This is a genomic window from Roseivirga sp. BDSF3-8, from assembly GCF_041449215.1.
In the GTDB taxonomy this organism is placed as follows: domain Bacteria; phylum Bacteroidota; class Bacteroidia; order Cytophagales; family Cyclobacteriaceae; genus JBGNFV01.
On the sequence record NZ_JBGNFV010000001.1, the window covers coordinates 5,630,448 to 5,651,050 of the forward strand.

The window sequence follows — 20,603 nt, forward strand, 5'->3', positions numbered from 1 at the left end:
TGCTATTTTTTTAAGGATTTGATGGGTTTAGCTGGGCAGCCTCCGGCCATAGTATCTGAGGGAATATCTTTATTCACCATTGAGTTCGCTCCCACTACACTTCCTGATCCTATGGTAGACCCTTTGGTGATTGTACATGAAGACGCTACCCATGAGCCTCTGCCAATTTTTATAGGGGCAACGACATGTGCACCATACCTGAAAGACCCATCCTGTAACGTATGATCGCCGGTAACAAATACATTATAAGGCCCAATAATTACCTGATCATCAATATCAATGGCTTCTGCCGCCATAAACCAATTGCCTAAAGCAATATATACGTCATTTCCTATGCTGATTCTCGAGGGATTGTAAAAGGTGATGTTTCTTCCCAGGCGAAGATTCTTACCGCATTTTCTAAAAAAAGGACTAGCTAAGTACCCTCTCAACCTGAGTATCTGGATGTTATCCGGCAACCAGTTAGTGAATAGCAGCACAAAATGCAGTGGCCAATCATACCTTAGAAGCTTTTTAAGATTACTCATGTGGTTTCTTGGTTAAGTACGGCCTTAAGCACGTCTACCATTTCTTTAGCTCTGTTTTCCAGGGTGTTGTATTGGGCTAGTTCTCTTCCATTCTCTATCAGCTTCCTTCTTTTCTCTCCATTATTAACTAACTCTTTTATAGCCTCTGCAAATAATGAAGGCTGGTTAGGTGGTACAAGTAGGGCATGTTTCTCATTTTGGAGGAAATATGGAATCGATCCCACCTCTGTAGCCAAAACCGGCAGGCTATTGGCCATTGCCTCCCAAATTACCCTCGGAAAGCCTTCAAAGTTTCCTCTGCTGGCAAGTGTAAACAGGTGGCATTTACGATACAGGCTATTAAGCTCCTCTCCCACACTAAGTTTACCGTGGAAGATGACAAAGCCCCCTTCTTTAAATTCTGATGATTTTTCGACTAACAGATCAATGAACTGCTGCCCGTTTTTATCTAATATACCCGCAATGTGAAACTCAAAATTGAAACCATCCCTGCGTATTAGCGTGCCACAAGCTTGAATGATATCTTCCAGTCCTTTGGAGGGGGTTATTCTCCCGGTAAAGAGGATTTTTACCGGTCCTTCACTTTCCTGAGCCTCAAAGCTGTCTTCTCTTACAAAAATATCGTCTCTGCTTAAAGTGGTAGACTTAATCAGGTAAGCCTGTTTTGCCCGATCTTTTAGCTGATCATAGAGCAGCTGGCTATTAGCGACCATTGTTCGATTCTTGATGGCTCTGAGAAGCCGGGAATTGAAATAATGTGCATACCCCTTGATTATAGTTGACTTCCAAGTGGGTAGCGTCAGCGTTTTGGCCCCCTCTACATAGTCTCCCACTACATAGTAAGCCACTGGCCTTGAGTGAGCACCTGAAAGCGCAAAAGTCAATGGTGAAGGTGTCCGTATGAGCATCACATCAAAATAGCTCTCGTAACTTTTGACAATTTTTTTATACCTAGGAACATTTATTATACGCAATGGTAATGCAGAATGAACTCCCAGGTTGATTAGCCTTACATTAGGAGAGGTCAGGGTATAATCTGCCTCAGCCATTTCGAAAGGTCTTGGAGAGTGCATGAAGCAAATAACTTCTTCTACCTCACTGGCCAGGCTATCAATAAATAACCCAATATAAGACGGGGTTTTTATCCGGCCATTAACCTCAATGGCTACAGAATGATAATGAAAAGCTATGCGCACAATATTAAGCGTTTTTTCTATTAACCAATGCAATACACAAGCCTATCGCGAACCAGGCAAATACGTTAACAATGGCATTGATAAAATAAAAGTGGAGGAGTAATCCTAAAAAGCCTAATGTCACTGAAAGGTCTTCCCCTGATAACTTTGATGCACGGAATATCAGCTGGACTATGGTAGTGAGAATAACAAGTATGAAGGGAATAAAAGCCAGCAAGCCTGCTTCAGCTAACAGGTTGATATAGGAGTTGTGAGAACTGGTCTCATTAATCTTTTTCTTATTAATTACATACTTAGCTCCTTCAAAATTTCCTTCCAGCTCTGCTTCATAATTTGTGAAATTATTGAGACCGATTCCAAACAAGGGGTGCTCTTCATATATCTTGAGCCCCTTCTCCACCATAGCTCTTCTGGTAAGATAGGACCTATCCTGTTCAATAACATTTTCAGTGTTATAGAGCAAATTATGAGCCCGAGGATTGAGGGTCTCTATAGCACTTTCCACCGCCCCGACTTCGTTGAGTATAGCCAACATTGGTCCAACTATAAGCACGATTAGGAATACGTATCTGAGGGTTTTACGATTTATCAGAAAATAAGCAGCGAAAGACTCAGCAAGTACTAATATTGAGGCTGAGCGACTACCGGATAAAAACCCTAAAACAGACAGGATGAAAACAAATAACAATCCAAGCCGGGGGTTCCGCTTGGCCAGATAATAAACAGCAATAGGACTATAGATAATTATAAGAAAGGCAAAGGCATTTTGAGTTAGACGTCTTAAAACCGGAATACTTAGTAAGGGTGTGTTTTGTAAAATAAAATAGTGAAAAGCTGAAGCTGTCACCCCCCAAAAGATAGCCTTGCCAACAACTTCCATCCGAATATTATCCCGCTGGCCCACGAGAAAAAGAATCAGGATACTCCAATAAATATAGTTGGGCAAGACAGCATTGGCTCTCGCCAGGGATACCGGATCTGCATCGGTGATATAAAGGTTTACTACACTAAGTATTGAACCTATTGTGAAATAGGGAATGAAAAGAATTACAAGCCTGTCCAATCTAAAGATGTACCCGAAACGTTTGTAGAAGGAATATATCAGGACTGGGAAAAAGAAAATACTTGTATTCTGCCCTAAAATGAGCATGCCCGGGTATGCCATAAAAAAGGTATACCAGAACAAGATTTTCTCATGAAATTCGATCTGTTGTTTATCTACTTTCACAATCCTTTCTTACCTCTTCCTTCCAATCCAAACTGCACGAACGGTAAGCTTTATGGCCACTAAAGGCCATTTTTACTCCTTTCCACATACCCTTAACTGCTTCTTTCTGACCACTTGACCTGCCTTTGACATAAGTACCTATGGCTATCAGCAGCCTCCACGCCATAAAGTAATAGTAGTGGAGAACACCTAGCCAAAGAGGGAAACTTCTCTCTTCGCACCAAATCCTGGTAAGAAAATAACGGCTATAAGCCAAGCGTTTATAATACGCATAACTATGGTCAAAATAAGAAGTCTCAACCGGAGGGTGGTGTAACACTTCCCGATCCAGAAACATTAATTTCCCTAGAGAAGCAACTTTAAAGCTCAAAATTTTATCTTCCCCCTTCCCAATCCTGTATTCATATTGAGAGAAAACTCTGCTATCAAAGGCTTTTTCGACAGCCTCTCTTTTGAAGGCCATATTAGTTCCCTGAAAAAACTCAACTTCTCCATCAGAATCAGGCAGTGGGCCGGGAACGCCAACAAGACCAAGTTTCCCCACTGCTGGCGAGGGTACTCCTGATATTTTATTGATGAAGTCCAGGAGACGTCCTTGTTTTACTTCTTTTTTTTCTAAAAGATCGTGCATTACATTTTCATACCTGACTCTGATACAAGCACCCTTTACATCTTCCTGACTAAATGCACTAAGCATGTACTGAAATATCTTCTGATCCAGAATCTTTACATCATCGTCGAGAAAAACCAATACATCAGATACTGTATTCTGAAACCCAAGAAAGCGCTGATAGGGCTGGTTTTTATGGGAGCTTTTTAAGTAAGTAACGCCAGGTCCCAGGCGGGCATATTCCGAGGGATCCTGCTCTTCGGTAGAGTCTACCACTACAATCTTCTCAGGAGCAGGTGTACACTCCAGCACCTGACTAATAAGGGATTGTGCTCTTTTGGGACGATTATATGTGCAGATAATGACATCAAAGTCTGCCATGCCTACTGTTTTAGGTCCTGGTAAAATGAGAGGTTCTGCTCAAGAACGACATCCATAGAGTATGTTTCCTTTACATGCTCTCTGATCTTCGCCGGGTCATAACCATTATTTTCTGCTTTGTTGACCATAGCTGAAAGCGTGGCTTTCAGATCATCTCCTTTGAGGTAGGATAGCTCTCCGTTTAATCCCTCTTTAATTATCTCTGGTCCACTTGTTTCTCTTGTCATTAATACGGGAGTACCACAGGCCATGGCCTCAACAGCGGACAGTCCAAAGGCCTCGGCTCTACTGGGACATACCACTATACCTGCTCCCGAATATACTCTGGCAAGCTCCCCATGATTGACGTAGCCCTTAAAATGGATTCTTAGTCTTGCTTCCGGAGGCACACTCTCCTTCAGGGCTTCGATCGTTTGTTGTTCTCCTCTGCCATAGAGGTCCAAGTGAATGCGTCCATTACTTTTCATGATCGAAGTCATTGCTTCAAATAGCTCAAACAAACCTTTTCGTTCATGAATTCTTCCTACATAGACTACTTTATTCACGTCCCGGCTTACTTCCTCCACCGGCCGGAAGACTGTGGTATCCACAAAATTATGAATTACAGAAAATGGGTTGTCAAGCTTCAATGCCTTATTAGTGGTATTGCCTATGTGATTGGAAACGGCTATAAGCTTATCTGCCATTTTCACATTTCTCTTTTCACAATAAGCCACTACTTTACTGGCTCGTTTTCCTTCCTGAAGCTGACTGGCTACATAGGCACCGTGCATCCTTACAATCAGGGGCACCCCGGGATGGGACCATAAGGGGCCACTCCAGTCGTAACTCTCCACGATATCTACGTCGGCTGACTTAACCACACTTTTTAAGTATCGGGAAAGATATTTTCTTTTAAAATAGAAACCGGCATCGATGTAATAGCGGCCAAAGAGCAATATTTTCTTACTACGCGTATAAGGGTCGTACAGGCGGTGTACGGAAATACCATCTTCAACAGCCACAGTATTCTCAGCAACTGTTTCATCATATCCTACAACGCTCACTTTAAGCCCTTTGGACACGAGGCCTTCTGCTAGGATACGGACGAATATGCCAATACCTCCGTGAGGGGCGGGTGGCAATTCATTACAAACAAAAAGTATATGCTTCATATCCAGTTTGAAAAATCTTTACCCACCAGGCCGCTGAGCTGATCCAAGTCTTCCCTGTACAAATTATTCAATGCCCGGCGGTCTGATTCAGACATGGCTTCCTTTGGCGCGGTCACTGTATTATTTTTCTTAACCCATTGCCTGAGCTTTCTTTTAGCTCCCCTAAATTTACCTGCAAACCCAAGGCTTCGGGACACGTGCCCTACAATGGATAAGGTTTTATTCAGCACAGGGTATTTCGCTTTTCGTGCTGAAAAAATAACCTTTTTACTTTGCGTAGGCACAAAGTTATCATCAACGCCAATGAATGAGAATATCTGTTTTAGCAAAGCTGCAGGCTCACTTTTGAGCCTGTCGTAATTGAGAATCATTATATTTTCAGAAGGAAACCGGTTCAGGTAGGGAAGTAACTGCTGATAATAGTAGCCCTTAGTGACAATAGAGTGATTCTGACTGATAATATCAGCAAATGAAGCGTCCGTACGCCCATCTGCCTTGTGCATTAGAAAATTAGACCAGGCGCGCTCGACAGGATCACGGAGTATGGCTATTAATTTTATCTGTGGAAATAGTTCGTAAATTCTGGCTGCTGACTTTTCCGGAGTATGCAGGTAGCCGGGGGTAAGCTCTCCCTTTTTCACATTACCATCCGCTTGCTCAAAAAAAGATGCATAGTAGGACAGTCCCTGGTCATAGTGTTCATCCTTATCAAAAAAGTTAAGTTCCTTTTTTGAAGGGACAAATACCTCCGGGTGTTCGTTGAGGTTGTGCTTTAACCAGGTGGTCCCGCTTTTTTCTGCTCCTATTACTAAAAAATCCGGCAATTGCATTGTACTCATAATTCTATCGCCCGCTTAATCTTGCTCTTTGCCTTTATTGAAATCTGTAGACAAAACCTCATCAAACATCTGGTTATACCTGCGAATGTGAATAGAAAAGTCCAGCTCTTTTACTCTTTCTATCGCATTCGTACACATGTTCTGGTACAGGTCTTTGTCTTCCCATAATGAAAGTATGGACTGTGCAATCTCTTCGCCACTGGCAGGAGACACTACAAATCCGGTCTTTTCGTGAATAACATTTTCGGATAACCCACCGGACCTCGCTACTATGCAAGGGACGCCAAGTGACTGGGCCGTTACAACAGAATTGTTGTACCCTTCCACCAGGGAGGGCAAGCAATACACAAAACTGTCTCGAACCATCTCTATTACCTCCTTCTCGGCTACCCATCCGTGAAAAGTAACCTCCTTATCTAATCCAAGCTCAAATACTCTGTACCTAAGCTCCTCCTCAGCTTCACCTATCCCCATTATGTGAAGCTCTACCCGCGTATCATTAAGGCTTTTCTTTAGGATATCTATAGCGTCTAAAAGATACCTATGCCCTTTAGTCCAGTTGAGCCTGGCTGCGATAGTAATCTTAAGTGTATTGGAACTGTAAACGAAATTCTCCCTGCTGGGCCACTTGGGTAGAAAGGCTGGTGGAATGGTGGTAATATTCTTGTCCTCAATACCTCTGTCTATTACCTGACTTCTAAGATAACTACCTAATACATGTACATGATCAGCTGTAAGTAATGGCTTGTTATATTTAGTTGGATTGAGATCAAAATCATCTCCTCTGCAGGAGATTAAAATTCTCGTATCGGGAAAATAAAAGGGTATGTCGAAATGATAGGCTATCTGTACGGCATTGAAGTACACCATATCGAATTGCTTACCAAATAACTCGTGATGGTAAAAGACCTGGCCTATAGCCTGAGCTGTACTAAGGTTCTGAGACCTGGCCCGCTTGTAGGTAGCGATAGCCTGACGGGGGTTACGCAGGCAGTTGCCAATGAAATTCAGTAATATACCGGGTCTGGCTTTCGGTTGTCCGCGCATCAGCGCATCTGTAAGGACAGTTTCAATATCTTCTTTACCCACCTGGGCGATACCAGCCTGCTTGTCGCCAGGGCGAAACATAAATAGCTGCAGCCCCGGATAGGTTTGTTTAAGCGCAGCCATCAACCTGATAATGTAAGGATGCTGCGGACTGGGGTACTTCGTAACTACAACCAGTATCTTCGGATGACTCATGAAAGGGCTTTTTTCCAAAATAACTCGAATTTTCTGGCGTGTTTCCGGGAGTTGAAGTGCTCTAAAGCGCTTTTATTGGCGCTTTGGCTAATTTCAATGCAAAAATCAGGGTTATCCATCAGGTAAGCAATATGCTGTGCTATTTCCTTTGCCTGGCCGGGTAGGGCAAGCATGGCATTTCTTCGATGTGTAAGAACCTCATCCACCCCTCCGCAAATGGTACTTACCACCGGAATGTTTGCCAGCATGGCTTCGCCCACTGCATTAGGGAAGCCCTCGGCTATACTGGTTTGAACATATATAGACGCAGACTCAAACTCCTTTTTCAGCGCTTCGTGAGTGATTTTGCCTCTTAACAATACGAAGTCTTCCAGTTCCATGGATCTGATCATGAATTCGAGTTGTTCCTGAGCAGGACCATCACCGAAAATATGTATTTCAAATTGTTTACCTACTTCCTTCAGTTTTTTTGCCGCAAGTACCAGTGTAGGGAAGTCCTTGCGCCAATGAAGGCGGCCAACAGAAACTATCTTTCCGTCTACTGGCTTCCTGGCTACCTTCTCCCATGCAGGATTGAGACTTGTACGCACAACTGACATTGGTAGCGTTTTACCTGCGTAGCCTTCTAAAAGCTTACCTAACTGACCACATACCAGGTGAATGCCTGCTGCGTGATTGGCCGCACTAATGAGGCTTTTTAGATAGAGTGGATTATTTAACGGTTCAACCTGTACATCGCTACCCCTTACCGAAAATGTGTAAGGAATAGATAAATCACTGGCCCACTGATGATGCTGGGCAGCTAATGAGGCAAACTGAAAATGAATAAGATCGGGCTGAAATTTAGCCACCGTTTCCCTTACTATGTCCTGTGGGGAAGGGTTTTTGAATTTTTTCAGAAAGTAAGATACTTTTTGCCTGAGCTTTCCACCTACCTTCATGCGATTGTAATTCGGTAAGGCTTCTACTGTTTTGAGTCCGGCTACAGGTGAAGGTAGGTTACCCGTGCTAGTGGTTTGCCAGGCTCCCCACATAAGCTCAATATCTGTGTGTGAAACAATGGCCTGTGCATGCTCACGGATAAAGGTCTCTCCTGGAACGGAGTTTACTATTTCCAAAACTCTCATTGCCCCCTCTCCTTTCCATCTGTAAGTGCTTTTTCATAGAACTCCACATAATTACTGCATTCCTTTTCAGGGCTAAACTTATCTTCTACCATGGCCCGGGCATTATCTGCCAATAACCTGCCTTTTTCCGGGGCATCCAGTAAAGTTTTGATAGCACTAGCCAGAGCGGATGCATCAGCAGGAGGCACCAGCAAACCAGTCTCCCCGTCATACACTATTTCGGGTATACCCCCGGCCTGTGCTGCCACTATAGGTAACTTTAAAGCGGAGGCCTCAATAAGGGTATTAGGCATGGCCTCAGATACTGAGGGCTGTAGCATAATGTCAGCACTAAGCATCTCCTGCTTGAGCCCGGTATGATTCTTATGCCCGGCAAATATGACTCTGTCTTCTACATCAAATAACCTGGAGAGGTATACAAGCTTATTTTTTTCATCTCCGTTTCCTATGATACGGTATTTGAAGTCCAGACCCTGTTTTTTCAGCTCTCCCATTGCCTGCAAAGCATACTCAAGGCCTTTTTGCCAGGTTAGACGACAAACAGACAGGAATACAGGCCTATTATTGGCTGATATTCTCTCTGAAGAATTAGCTGAGAAATCGTTTAAATCGATAGAGCGGTAAATGGTGTGGCACTTATCCCTGGGGGCTCCCAGTGCCACGGCTTCACCAGCTAAAAAATCGCTGACAAACTGCAGCCTGGAAGCCTTCTGATACACTTCCTGTATCATGTGCCTGTATGTCTCATCTACATAAGGTCTGACACTGGTATCGAACCCCCTGAAGCTTACCACAAAGGGCACATTTAAAAATTTTAACAGTTCTTTGTAACGATCATACCGTTGTACATTCAGCAGGTGTACTACATGGGGCTGAAAGTCAATGAGTGGCTCAAAATTACCAAAGGTATAGTACTTTCTTTGTGTGGACGTTTCGGCAGATTCACCCAGCCATTTTTTAAGTGCATTGTCGCCTGTAAGCTTTCTTTTGGTTAGAGATTTGAGCATGGAACTCTTGCCTTGCTTACCAAGAATAGTAACTTCCTCCTTTTCAGCCGTGCTACCTGCAAAGTCAAAAGTAAACCCATGAACTCCAGGTACTGCCTTTTTCAATCTGAGGTACCAATTTCGCAGAAAAGGTTGATTTGGATGACCGTACTGATCAAATAATATAGCGACACGCAGTGAATGTGGCATTTATATGCTTGCTTTCCAGTTTGAATAAAACCTTTTTCCTATTCTCAGGCTCTTCACCTGGAGTATCTTTCTAAAGCCAACCCTTTCAAGGCTCCTTTGATTTGCCTGATTCGTTGATGCTGTATATATCAGTCCCTGATGATAGCCTGCTTCTTTGAGTTCTTTCAGAAGGGTGCATATGACAAAGGGATTAATGCGTTTACCTTTGACCTTCTCATCCACACGGGTGTGATATATCATGAACTGCCCCTGATTCAGGACCATGTCCTTTCCTGCAGGCTGCACAAAATGGGATCCGGAAGTTTGTACCCAGTGATAGCTTACGGCCTTATCATTAACCACCCCTAAATAACACAGATCTCCTCGTTTGAGTCTGCTTTCCGTCTTTTGTACAGGTACAGGCCATACTTCTCTTATCCTCTGCCCCTCACCTGGACGGAGCTTTGTAAGCTTTACAGGAATGCGCGGTTCAACCTCTGGTATTTCACTCAAATCATGTGAGTAAAAGTATTCGATATGAACAGAAGGTCTGATGCTCCCTGCCAGCTTAGAAATATGCCTTAACATCTGATAGGCCCACACCTTCACAGTTGTATTCCTTATTTAAGTAGTCAAAAATTCTATTTAAGCTATCAATATAGGCAATTTGTTCCTTCTCATTCTTTACATAGGGGCTGCCATTGATAAGCACCTCATTGCTGTGAAACATCATATTCAGCACTACTGGTTTGCCGCTGCCCTTATACCTTTCTGTGATCCAGTCGCACAGGCCTTTCATTTCTTCAAAGCTACTTCGATAGGGTCTGAACCAGCTGATGCCAGGTGCATATCCCAGCTTGGCCATTACCTTCTTATGGAACTTTTTTTTATCCTCCAGCCGCCTGGTTAGTATGCCGGGAAGCCGGTCATAATAGGGGTTTCCGATGCTTACCGGCACCTGCAGTATGCTCATACTGCCCTTTTTACGCATATCATGCCTGCTGGGATAATAGGGCTGTAAAGGGGCTCCCCAGTAATTACGCACTGAGCCTGTCTCAAAGTAATGGGTTTTAAAAGGGCTGACGGTGCTATCGACTGTATACCCCAGCTCCTGGAGAAACTGAAGGCCACGCTCTGTCATACCGAAACGCCCGGCACGGAAGCTGGTAGGAGCCTGACCAAACGTTTCTTTAAATAGATTTGTAAGGTTTTCCAGTTTTGCCTTTTCCACGCCGGCACTGTAATCCATCTGGATACGCTTGGTACGATCTGCCTCCCATACAGCTTCCGGCTCAATAAACTCGCTATGAAGGTGGGTGCCCAATTCGCAGTTGCCTGCCTTCTTCAGGGTATCAGCGCTAGCTTGGTCTCTAATGATCTCCGGGCTCAGCAGATAGGTAGGCTTAATACCGTGTTCGTCGAAAAGGGGGGTATAAATACCAGGAACTGCCTCAGTAACTGACCGGAACTTCATGGGTAGCTGTACCTTCCATCCAGGTCCCTTGTCACATTCTGTATCAATAGTAACGAGTATTAGTACTTTCGGCCCTTTCATATTACCCTTTCATATTCCTACCGAATGTAAGCAACCTCGTAGCAGCTACCCAGCCCTTCCTCCTTACTGACTGTTCATTTCCAGCGGTTATTTTTAAATAAGGCTCATGATATTCGGTAAACTGAGTTTTATAATGGCTTTCACCTCGCATAAAATTAAACTCGTCTATGCCAGCATCGGCAAAACACTTTTGCAAGGTGTGGTATAGTAAGAGCTTGCTGGGACTATACCATGCGTATTCTTTATCGAAGGCAGGAGAATAGTGGTACCAGGTCCGGTTATGGACCAGGTCTAACTGATAAGCCCAGGTATTTCCTTCACCATCTTTTAGTACGGATAGCTTCACCCACCCCATTTTTTCATAATAGGGCAATATACCTCTAATAAGCTTAATCTTTTCAGGCTCCTCAAAAGAGCTTTTTTCACTTTTCTCTTCCCTCCTTTTATTAAAAACCTCTATAAAATCATCCAGAAACTGAACGATACCAGAGGATATTTCATCGTAATGGAGGGTAATCTCATTACGTTTTACACGATTAAGCCGGCCACGTATATCTCTGATCTTCTTATTGAACTCGGGAGTATAGTATTCCTCCCAAGACCCACTGGTATCGAGCGAGTAATACAGCCTTGAGATATCCGTTTCTGTATCCGGGAAGGCTTCCGCCAGCTTATCTGCAAATAGATAGGCTACTTTACAGTCCCGGGGAATGAAGCTCAGCTCCAGCTGTTCCCATTCCTGTTTATTATCATTAAACCAGGAGGCCAGGGCGCTGGCAACTATTTCTTCTTTACCTGGTGCAGCCGTTATATAGAAAAAATCTGCAGGGCCGCTACCCAGGTCAATCAGCTTCCTTATTTTAAAAAAACGTGTAGCACGCTTATATTCTACTCTCATAGGGAGACACCCGATAAGTTCATCCCCATCCACAACGGAAAGCACCAGGTCATCACCACGTTGCTGGTAGGCCTGGCAATACTGGTCCAGCCATTGGGACCGCTGCTGGACGGAATGCTTCGCAGAAGCATCCAGCAAACGATCAAAAGCCTGTTTGTCAGTTTCTTCCCAACTATGTTTTATCACTCTGGTCATATACGACGATGCAATTCTGTATCAGCGTTTATTATTGTATTCGGCTACTATCTCCAACATCCTTTTCACCTGCCTTCTACTATCTTCCTTTTCGGTAACGTATCTGATATTATCATCTGCCATTTTACGGAGCTTTTCCTTATCCTGGCAGAGGGTGTGAAGGGTATCAGCAACCTGTGCGGGATCTTGATCTGAGACAAACAGGCTCCTGAAGCCATCTGCTTCCATTAATCTGTATTCAGGTTGGTCCACCATTACAGGCACTCCACCCCGTGCTGCTCCTTGGATGATGCTGGAGGAGCGCATATCTTCCTTGGCCATCAGGTTCACAAACACATCAGAAATTCCCATCAGGTCAGACACTTCCTCAAGGCTGATCCGCTCCTGTATCAGATAGATGCTGTCTGTAAGGTTTTCACTATTCAGTCGGGCTACTGCATCATTCAGCGCCTGTTTATCATTACCTGCTCCTCCTAACAGTATACAGTAGTACTTTCCGGGATACTTCTTAACGAGGTCAATAAAGGTCTCAAGGGCGGTAAGTGCTCCCCAGCCTGGCCGGAACCTCCTTACATTGAGTATCACTTTCCTACCTGATGGAATACCCAGTTTGGCTTTCGTTTCCTCACGTGCAGGAGACTCCATTCTCTTGAACACAGACAGATCGACCCCCCAGGAAACAGGCTTAATTTTCTCTTCATCAAGGGAAAAGCGCTCTTTCAAATATCCGGCGGCACTTTCGGCACTGGGCATTACCAGGTGGGCCTTACGGAGTACCCGCTTCATATACTGATGAGCAAAGAGGGATGTCTGGCTGTGGGTATAAATATCGCCTCCAAAAGGAAAAATAACGACGGTTGACTGCTGATGGAAAAGCGATACACCACCGAAGGTAAAGGCTTCCTGTACATGCACAAAATCAGGTCTGATGTGCTTTAATGCCTCGGCTAACTGCCTGCCATATAGGTAAGGCCTTCTTACAGATGGAAGCCCGGACTCAAATACATAGTTCTCCCTGGCGTTTCTGTATTTTTTACCATCTACTTTGTAAGATAGCTTTTCCAACTTACGAATACGCCTTGCCTCTTTCTTCCACTTGCTTAACTGTCCTGGCTTAACGTATTCATCGGTAGACGTAATGGGTATACCATTTGGGGCTACAGGGCCCTGGTAAAAATCAGGTACTGTCAGGATGAGTACTTCCTGAACATATGGTTTCCAGCTTTCCGCTAACTGGTAAGCGAATAAGCTATCAGGATTAGCAATCACCACGACCTTATCATGCAGGCGTTCTCCCCTACCGGATGCTTCCGGATGTATGTCTTCCTTACTCTTCAAAACAGTTACTGAATGGCTTTAAGGAGTAGTGTGGAAATATTTTCCTGCAAATCGCTATCAAGTTGACTGTGGAAAGGCAGGCAGAGGATACGTTTACTCAGTCCGGTCGAAACAGGTGTCCTTCCTGTGTCCTGCACATAGTTAAGTGAGGAAAGGCATGGATAAAAATACCGGCGTGGAAAAATATTTGCGGCATTCATTTGTTTTTGAACCCTTAGGAGATCTTCCTCACTTTCAAACACCACAGGAAAGTAGCTATAATTATAGTCAGTCCCGGTCCTAATCTCCTGGTAGCTTACCTTTTCTGCAACTTTCTCCAGCAGTTTCTGGTAGTTTTTAAAAATGGTTTCTCTTTGATGGATGAGGTCCTTCATTTTCGGCAATAAACACAAGCCCATGGCCGCATGAAACTCACTGTTTTTACCATTTATGCCTAGCCCATAGAAATCTTCCTGGCCATTATGACCGAAGTTTCTCATGTAGCTCATTTTATGATTTAACTCTTCATCTATAGTGGTGATTGCCCCCCCTTCTATAGTATGGAATAGTTTGGTTGCGTGGCAACTAAGGGTAGAGAAGTGTCCATAGCGAAACAGGCTCTCCCCTTTGTAGCGAACGCCATATGCATGTGCAGCATCGTAAATAATGCTGAGATTGTACTTCTCGGCAACTTGCTTTAAGCCTTCCACATCACAGGGATTACCGAATACATGTGTGGCCATGATGGCCGTAGTACGGGGCGTGATAGCTTTTTCGACCTGTTGTGGATCAAGAGTAAAGGTTCCAGGCTCAATATCGGCAAATATGGGTGTGCAATTTTCCCATACCAGACTGCTGGTGGTAGCCACATAACTGAATGGTGAAGTGATTACCTCCCCTTTCAGGTCCAGCGCCTTGATTGCAATCTGAAGGGCGATGGTACCATTATTGAGGAATTTAAGATAGGGCACATCAAGCATAGCAGAAAGGTCCTCTTCCAATTGGGTAACCAATGGCCCATGGTTAGTTACCCAGGCTCTATTCCAAATACCATTTAGAAATTGCTGATATTCTTCCTGAGGGGGTAAATAAGTTTTTGTTACCTGTACAGGTTCCTCACTTTTCCATCCAGGGTTGTTAGCTATTGTATTATCCAATTTCCTGCTCATTTATCTGCCACTACCCTTTTGAGTCGATTACTTAACGATTTCACAAACCATCTGAACTGGTGACTGTACTTAGAAGCAGCTCCTTCGTGCCACCAATCGGGCCCTGCATAATTAAGCTCAACAAGCATATCACCGGCTATCTTATTGAAAATGAGCTTTTCTGTAGGGGAATACTCTTTTTTAAGGTCCTCTTTAACCGTGTCGCCGCTGGTAGGGAATGAAACCGGCTTATTACGAATGCTATTGGCTTCCACCCATTCTCTAACTTGCCTTTCAGTGTGGGGTAAACCACAAAAATCCAGCACAGTGGGCAAATGTTTTTCCCCATCCTCGAGCAGGTCTTCATAGCGGATCTCAAAAAAATCGCCTGTGTACTTACGGCCCTCACGTGCAGCCTTTATACTCTTTTTCCAGTATTTGATTGCTCTGGGCAGACTATCTGAACCAAAACCTGCCGTTTTGCGAACATTCACCAGGGAGAGTGCTACCTTACGCCCATCACGGATCAAATGGATCAGTTTTGCATTGGGAAACAGTTCTTTGATAAAATGAACATCGAATGCGTTCTGAGGATATTTCTCCACCACATGCGTAACATTATTACTTTCGACGTCAAGCACTTTTTGATATACCCTATCTATAAAGTCAGCGGTAAATGCGTTGAACTCCCCGTCATTCCAGACGGCAGGCAGGCCATGGGGTATTCCCATTGCATTGGTTCCTTTTTCCTGGGTCCAAGCATCATGTAGCGGACGCAGGTACTTATGAACCAGGGTGATCTCTGATTCGGCGGTTCCAACAGATGGGTGATTCCCCAGTATCTTCTGCAGCCAGGTAGTACCACTTCTCGGACTACCTATAATGAAAACCATTTGCTTATCTGAGAGTATCTGACTCATAACCTTAGCTTGTGATAGGGCTTTTGACAACTTCCCAATCCAATTTTGGTCTTAAGGGGCCTTTAGTACGTCCCATCCAGGCTCCTTCACCAGCCTCGCGCTGAACTATAGAGAACTGTACGGCTTGCTCGAGCTTATAGCATAGATTACGGTAATCCGTAACGGCCAGTATGTTGAGGGCAAAATTACCTGAATTAAGAAAATGTGAAGGTACTGTACACTTAACGGTATGCACTCCCTGGGTATCAGGCATTGCGTCTACATTGTTGTCCATCCCTGTAGAAGTAGCAAAAAGTATATCATCCTCAAAAACCAACTGGATGTTTATATCGAGCCTTTGCCCGCTAATATATCTTTTGAAGGTTACCTGCAGTTCAATATCATCGTCCATGGTAATGGGGTCTTCTACTGCTCCCCCACTTCTCCTGGCCTCGACATTTAATATTTTGACTGTCTCGTTACCCGGCGCTTTGTCTTCACTCCACTGCTGGCTATTACTGGACAGGTTACTCACACCGAGGTAGCGGGAGATTGCCTGCTCGACATCCCCGTCGAATACCTTTTGGCCTTTATTGAGCAAAATAGCCCTGTGACATAAGGACTTAACTGCCGTCATGTTGTGGCTCACGAAAAGTACGGTTCTTCCCGATCCAGCCACGTCTTTCATTTTGCCAAGGCACTTGCGTTGAAACTCCTGATCTCCTACAGCCAGTACTTCATCAATAATAAGTATTTCTGGCTCAAGATGGGCTGCCACACTGAATGCCAGGCGTACTTTCATACCGGAAGAATAACGCTTGATAGGCGTATCGATATGCTTTTTGACCCCGGAGAAAGCTACAATCTCGTCGAATTTAGCATCCACCTCCGCCTTTTTCATGCCCAGCAGGGTACCATTCATGTAGACATTGTCCCGCCCGGTAAGGTCAGGATGAAAACCAGTGCCTACCTCGAGTAAAGAACTTACCCGCCCGTTGATCCGGATTTCGCCTTTAGATGGCAGGGTAATCCTGCTAAGGATTTTGAGAAGAGTACTTTTACCAGCTCCATTATGACCGATAACACCAAGCACCTCCCCTTCATTACAATGAAAGCTGATATCCCGAAGGGCCCAAAATACGCTCTCCTCATTATCATCGAAATGCTTTAAGCCTCGGAGGTTCCTGAAGTTCCTGATAGGGTATTTGAGTATAGAAGCTACCTGACCGGCGAGTGTATCGGCCCGCTTATCTTCCACTCCTATCCTGTACCGCTTACTAATATTATCGACAGATATCGCTTTCATCGCACTCCCGGTTATGCTACGTCTGCAAATGCAAACTGAGATTTATTAAAATAGCGTACGCCTATGATAAATATGAGCAGGCTAACAATGCCTGCTTCTGCCAGCAGCTCGACTCTGAGTGGCACCGTATGGATCATAACAGAGCGAAGACCTTCCAGAATACCTACCATAGGATTAAGCCCATAAACGTACTTAAACGCAACAGCATATTCCTGGGGCACCTTTTCTATCACTGTACTGTAGGGGAACACCACCGGGCTGGCATACATCAATAACTGAAGCATGAAGGTAAGGGCATGCTTTACATCCCGATAATTAATGGCCAGCGCGGAGAGGATCATTCCCAGACCAATGGTAAACAGAAATAATAGCAGGAAAATGAAAGGAAACAGAAAGAAGTCCGTAGTTATCTGTACATTATAAATAATAAATACAGGAATAAGTAACAAAAGACCAATGGCCAGGTCCAACAGTTTGGAAATAACTGCCGAAAGGGGTAATACGATCCGTGGAAAATACACTTTTGAGATCATATTATAGTTGACTACCAAGCTATTAGTCGCATCAGTCAACGCACCATTAAAGTAGGTCCAGAAGACGACCGTAGTAAAACTAAATAAGGTATAAGGAACACCGTCGGTTTTAATACCTGCAACTTTTCCAAACACAACAGTAAAAATACCAGTAGTAAAGACGGGGAGAATGATTGCCCAGGCTATACCAAGTACAGATTGAGCATACTTTGCTTTTATGCCCCTGATGATTAAAAACTTAAGTAAATCCCTGTACTCCCTCAGTTCACGGAAGTTAAAAAAATTAGACCCCGCGGTAGGCCGGATGACTACTTCCTGCTGCTTCATATTCAAAGTAAAAATGGCAAAATGCCATATTTTTAATACCCCGCAAAGGTAGTAGCCGCGAGTCAATTTACCGCGTGAAAGAGAAAATTCTTATATTTGAAACAAAAAAGATGTAAAATATGAAAAAAATTTACCTGCTTTTTAGCATCTGTTTTTTGTCGCTCTTGTCCCTAAGAGCCCAGGACATGGAGTGGGTACGAACTGCTAACAATGTGGGAGACGCATTTGTAGTAGATGTTTTCGCTGATCCAAGCGACACCCTGTATGTTTTAGGTGAATTTGATAATACCCTTACTTTAGGAAGTACACAACTCACAAGCCAAGGTAATTCTGATATTTATGTCGCAAAATATGACCCGGCCGGCAATGTGGTATGGGCTATTTCTATCGGCGGTACAGGCCCTGAAATTCCGGGAGATATTATTGCCAGGGAAGATGGAAGTTTTGTTATTACAGGTGTTTATCAAAACACAGTTACCGTAGACGGCATTACCATTACAAGTGATGGTAGTTTTGATGCCTTTATGATGAATTTTAATCAAAATGGTACAGCCCAATCGGTTATCGAAAATAAAGGTACCAGTGTAGTAGGTATTGCCGGTCTGGGCCTTGCTTCAAACGGTGACTATATTCTCTCAGGTATTTTTGCCGGTGATGCGAGCATGAATGGCCAGCAGACTTTAAGTAGCACTGGCAATAGCTTTGACACCTACCTGGCCAGGTATCAGCCTGACGGTACACTTGTTTTTGCCAGCCAACTAGAAGACAGCGAGCGTATCACGCCTGGTGCAGGTATGATCATAGACTCTAATGACAATATTTATCTGAGCGGAGAGTTCAGAAGTAATGTTGTTTACCAAGGCAATCAGATCCTGGCAGGCAACAACCCGGGTCCCGATGTGCAGTCCCGGGATATTTATCTGGCTAAGTTTGACCTGGATGGTAACTTTCAGTGGGCACAGAAAGGCGGCGGTAACTTTGAAGATCAGCCTTTCGGAATTGACGTGGACGCCAGTAATAATGTTTATATAGTTGGTCGCGTACTCGGACCACATAGTTTTGGCGAAATAACGGTAGCTGGCACACAGGGATTTGACTCATTTGTAGCCAAATATGACACCAATGGTAATATCCTTTGGGTGCGTAACTCTTCTTCAAACTCCCCCTCAAATGACCGCGCCATCAGCGTAGCTGTAGATAGTGAAAATGAGCTTGTCTATTTTACAGGCCGCTTTGAAGGCGTTATGAGCTTTGGGAACTTTACTCTTACTCATCAAAGTGGTGATGGTGCTGATGTTTATATGGCCAAGTATGGCTTTGATGGTACTCCTCTGGATGCTAAGCAATACTCCGGGGTCGGTTTCCAGCAGGGAACTTCCATATATGCAGCCAATCCGGGAATCGTATTCCTTGGACTGGAGGTAGATAATACGGTCAATATTGAGGGTATTGCCTTTAACAGTACTGAAACCAATACGGCAGATGCCTTTTTCCTGAAGCTACGTGATTGCACTCTTTTCCCTCTTAGTGTGTCCATCACATCTGATAAAGAGGCTATCTGTTCGGGTGATCTGGTGACCTTTACAGCGGATATTCAAAATGAGGGTGAAGCCCCGATGATAGAATGGTATATTAACGAGACCATTGTTCAGACCAGTGGAAGTACCCTGGAGGTAGACACACTGACACAGCAGTCCGACGTATCGTTACGCGTAGTTCGTGAGGAATTTTGTCGTGAAGCAGTGACCTCTGCGCCAATTACCATAGATGTGGACAACTTCACGGTGAGCGTGGAGATCCGTTCAGACCAAGCTTCTGCTGTGTGTGCGGGTATTCCTATCACATTCACCGCCGATGTGCGTGGTGGTGGCGAATCACCCACTTATCAATGGAAAGTAAATAATGTGGTGCTGGAAGGGGCTACGAATGATACGCTTATCACAGATCAGTTACAACCTGGTGATGTGGTAACGCTGGACGCCACCTCTTCCCTGCCATGTCTCAATGAGCCTACAGCCACTTCAAATGCTATCTTCCCGGATATCCTTCCTATCCTTGGCGTCACTATCGACCCTAATGATGCGATAGGATGCGAAAGCGGGGAATTACTTTTGACAGCTGAACTTAACGGTCAGTATGACTTCGTGGCGTACGAGTGGTTAAGAAATGGTAATGTAATTGTAGATGAAACGAGTCCTACTCTCATCATTAGCGCTCCTGTTAATGGTGACGAATATGAAGTTCAGGTAACGGGCCAGGATGTATGCTACGAAGGTGGTGCTTCGGTGGCTACTGCTACTGTGACTCTGAATATTTCATCTACTATTACACCAGAAATTTCCATCTCTGCAGATAAGACGGTAATTGAGGTAGGTGAGAATGTAACCTTCACTGCTACAGTCGCAAACGGGGGTAGTAATGCCGTGATAGAATGGTTCGTAAATGGCTTATCGACCACAGAAACCGGTGAGGTATTTGCCAGTGAAACGCTTTCAGATCAGGCAGTGGTTACTGCGGTGCTTACTTCTGATTTACAGTGCGCTACCAGTAATGAAGTTACTTCTGACCCTGTTATCATTACGGTAAACCAGGTAACTGGTGTGGACCTCGAGGATATCAATAAAGAAACGGTCTTCTACCCTAACCCGCTTCATTCGGTGTCAGTTCTGGAGTTCCCTAATGATCAGAAAGAGGCATTCTCATTCACTTTAACAGACCTCAGTGGCAAAACCATCAGGTCAGTAGAGAATATTAGAACAACTAGTGTGCAGATTGAAAAAGGACAACTGCAACCAGGCATCTATTTATTCCACCTGTCCAGCGAAACGCGGGTTAGCACAGGCAGGATAGTAGTTGAGTAAAACCCTCAATAGTACTAATCAAAAAAAGAGGTAGTCTTTCCGTAGACTACCTCTTTTTTTTAGACTATGCTCTATCGTTCTACCT

The 20,603-nt window shown here is 44.2% G+C and carries 18 protein-coding genes; 1 reads left to right on the forward strand and 17 read right to left on the reverse strand.

Going from position 1 to position 20,603, the window contains the following annotated elements; all coding sequences use genetic code 11:
* Positions 1–2 precede the first annotated feature (2 nt).
* The 17 genes from AB9P05_RS22905 to AB9P05_RS22985 all read right to left on the reverse strand — a co-directional run bounded on the left by AB9P05_RS22905 (position 3) and on the right by AB9P05_RS22985 (position 17,657).
* The gene (locus tag AB9P05_RS22905) at positions 3–527 is read right to left on the reverse strand and encodes a hypothetical protein (RefSeq protein ID WP_371911171.1); all 525 of its coding nucleotides are present in this window, start codon (positions 525–527) and stop codon (positions 3–5) included.
* A complete protein-coding gene (locus AB9P05_RS22910; RefSeq protein WP_371911172.1) occupies positions 524–1,723 on the reverse strand; it encodes a glycosyltransferase family 4 protein in 1,200 nt (399 codons plus the stop codon). The genes AB9P05_RS22905 and AB9P05_RS22910 overlap by 4 nt, the downstream gene beginning before the upstream one ends.
* A 4-nt stretch (positions 1,724–1,727) precedes the next feature.
* Positions 1,728–2,951 (reverse strand): O-antigen ligase family protein, encoded by a 1,224-nt coding sequence (locus tag AB9P05_RS22915; protein WP_371911173.1) that lies wholly within the window; start codon positions 2,949–2,951, stop codon positions 1,728–1,730.
* Positions 2,938–3,942 carry a glycosyltransferase family 2 protein gene (locus AB9P05_RS22920; protein WP_371911174.1) on the reverse strand — a complete coding sequence of 335 codons (1,005 nt, stop codon included), beginning with the start codon at positions 3,940–3,942 and terminating at the stop codon, positions 2,938–2,940. Before AB9P05_RS22920 ends, AB9P05_RS22915 begins: the two co-directional genes overlap by 14 nt.
* A 2-nt stretch (positions 3,943–3,944) precedes the next feature.
* Entirely contained in the window at positions 3,945–5,096 is a 1,152-nt protein-coding gene (locus AB9P05_RS22925) for a glycosyltransferase family 4 protein (protein WP_371911175.1), read from the reverse strand.
* A complete protein-coding gene (locus AB9P05_RS22930; protein WP_371911176.1) occupies positions 5,093–5,935 on the reverse strand; it encodes a sulfotransferase in 843 nt (280 codons plus the stop codon). The genes AB9P05_RS22925 and AB9P05_RS22930 overlap by 4 nt, the downstream gene beginning before the upstream one ends.
* Before the next feature lie 15 nt (positions 5,936–5,950).
* Entirely contained in the window at positions 5,951–7,177 is a 1,227-nt protein-coding gene (locus AB9P05_RS22935) for a glycosyltransferase family 4 protein (protein ID WP_371911177.1), read from the reverse strand.
* The gene (locus AB9P05_RS22940; protein WP_371911178.1) at positions 7,174–8,304 is read right to left on the reverse strand and encodes a glycosyltransferase; all 1,131 of its coding nucleotides are present in this window, start codon (positions 8,302–8,304) and stop codon (positions 7,174–7,176) included. The genes AB9P05_RS22935 and AB9P05_RS22940 overlap by 4 nt, the downstream gene beginning before the upstream one ends.
* Positions 8,301–9,416, reverse strand: coding sequence for a glycosyltransferase family 4 protein (locus tag AB9P05_RS22945; RefSeq protein WP_371911179.1), 1,116 nt, complete (start codon positions 9,414–9,416; stop codon positions 8,301–8,303). The genes AB9P05_RS22940 and AB9P05_RS22945 overlap by 4 nt, the downstream gene beginning before the upstream one ends.
* An 84-nt stretch (positions 9,417–9,500) precedes the next feature.
* Positions 9,501–9,992 carry a hypothetical protein gene (locus AB9P05_RS22950; protein ID WP_371911180.1) on the reverse strand — a complete coding sequence of 164 codons (492 nt, stop codon included), beginning with the start codon at positions 9,990–9,992 and terminating at the stop codon, positions 9,501–9,503.
* Between the two features lie 55 nt (positions 9,993–10,047).
* Positions 10,048–11,034 carry a hypothetical protein gene (locus AB9P05_RS22955; RefSeq protein ID WP_371911181.1) on the reverse strand — a complete coding sequence of 329 codons (987 nt, stop codon included), beginning with the start codon at positions 11,032–11,034 and terminating at the stop codon, positions 10,048–10,050.
* Between the two features lies 1 nt (position 11,035).
* Positions 11,036–12,127: a GNAT family N-acetyltransferase gene (locus AB9P05_RS22960; RefSeq protein WP_371911182.1), complete on the reverse strand. Its 1,092-nt coding sequence runs from the start codon at positions 12,125–12,127 to the stop codon at positions 11,036–11,038.
* A gap of 21 nt (positions 12,128–12,148) precedes the next feature.
* Positions 12,149–13,465 (reverse strand): glycosyltransferase family 4 protein, encoded by a 1,317-nt coding sequence (locus AB9P05_RS22965; RefSeq protein ID WP_371911183.1) that lies wholly within the window; start codon positions 13,463–13,465, stop codon positions 12,149–12,151.
* 5 nt (positions 13,466–13,470) lie between these two features.
* The gene (locus AB9P05_RS22970) at positions 13,471–14,601 is read right to left on the reverse strand and encodes a DegT/DnrJ/EryC1/StrS family aminotransferase (protein WP_371911184.1); all 1,131 of its coding nucleotides are present in this window, start codon (positions 14,599–14,601) and stop codon (positions 13,471–13,473) included.
* 8 nt (positions 14,602–14,609) lie between these two features.
* Positions 14,610–15,512 (reverse strand): sulfotransferase, encoded by a 903-nt coding sequence (locus AB9P05_RS22975; RefSeq protein WP_371911185.1) that lies wholly within the window; start codon positions 15,510–15,512, stop codon positions 14,610–14,612.
* A 4-nt stretch (positions 15,513–15,516) separates the two neighbouring features.
* Complete coding sequence (locus tag AB9P05_RS22980) at positions 15,517–16,797, reverse strand: polysaccharide ABC transporter ATP-binding protein (protein ID WP_371911186.1); 1,281 nt, start codon at positions 16,795–16,797, stop codon at positions 15,517–15,519.
* 11 nt (positions 16,798–16,808) lie between these two features.
* On the reverse strand, positions 16,809–17,657 hold the full coding sequence (locus AB9P05_RS22985; RefSeq protein ID WP_371911187.1) for an ABC transporter permease: 849 nt from the start codon (positions 17,655–17,657) through the stop codon (positions 16,809–16,811).
* Positions 17,658–17,776: 119 nt separating this feature from the next.
* Between AB9P05_RS22985 and AB9P05_RS22990 the strand changes: the two genes are divergently transcribed.
* A complete protein-coding gene (locus tag AB9P05_RS22990) occupies positions 17,777–20,518 on the forward strand; it encodes a T9SS type A sorting domain-containing protein (protein WP_371911188.1) in 2,742 nt (913 codons plus the stop codon).
* Positions 20,519–20,603 lie beyond the last annotated feature (85 nt).

What these genes read in the sequence shown, in the direction of transcription:
- AB9P05_RS22955 (WP_371911181.1), bottom strand. Translation starts at nt 11,034, where the DNA reads ATGAAAGGGCCGAAAGTACTAATACTCGTTACTATTGATACAGAATGT.
- AB9P05_RS22975 (WP_371911185.1), bottom strand. Translation starts at nt 15,512, where the DNA reads ATGAGTCAGATACTCTCAGATAAGCAAATGGTTTTCATTATAGGTAGT.
- AB9P05_RS22940 (WP_371911178.1), bottom strand. Translation starts at nt 8,304, where the DNA reads ATGAGAGTTTTGGAAATAGTAAACTCCGTTCCAGGAGAGACCTTTATC.
- AB9P05_RS22920 (WP_371911174.1), bottom strand. Translation starts at nt 3,942, where the DNA reads ATGGCAGACTTTGATGTCATTATCTGCACATATAATCGTCCCAAAAGA.
- AB9P05_RS22935 (WP_371911177.1), bottom strand. Translation starts at nt 7,177, where the DNA reads ATGAGTCATCCGAAGATACTGGTTGTAGTTACGAAGTACCCCAGTCCG.
- AB9P05_RS22990 (WP_371911188.1), top strand. Translation starts at nt 17,777, where the DNA reads ATGAAAAAAATTTACCTGCTTTTTAGCATCTGTTTTTTGTCGCTCTTG.
- AB9P05_RS22985 (WP_371911187.1), bottom strand. Translation starts at nt 17,657, where the DNA reads ATGAAGCAGCAGGAAGTAGTCATCCGGCCTACCGCGGGGTCTAATTTT.
- AB9P05_RS22980 (WP_371911186.1), bottom strand. Translation starts at nt 16,797, where the DNA reads ATGAAAGCGATATCTGTCGATAATATTAGTAAGCGGTACAGGATAGGA.
- AB9P05_RS22960 (WP_371911182.1), bottom strand. Translation starts at nt 12,127, where the DNA reads ATGACCAGAGTGATAAAACATAGTTGGGAAGAAACTGACAAACAGGCT.
- AB9P05_RS22930 (WP_371911176.1), bottom strand. Translation starts at nt 5,935, where the DNA reads ATGAGTACAATGCAATTGCCGGATTTTTTAGTAATAGGAGCAGAAAAA.
- AB9P05_RS22925 (WP_371911175.1), bottom strand. Translation starts at nt 5,096, where the DNA reads ATGAAGCATATACTTTTTGTTTGTAATGAATTGCCACCCGCCCCTCAC.
- AB9P05_RS22905 (WP_371911171.1), bottom strand. Translation starts at nt 527, where the DNA reads ATGAGTAATCTTAAAAAGCTTCTAAGGTATGATTGGCCACTGCATTTT.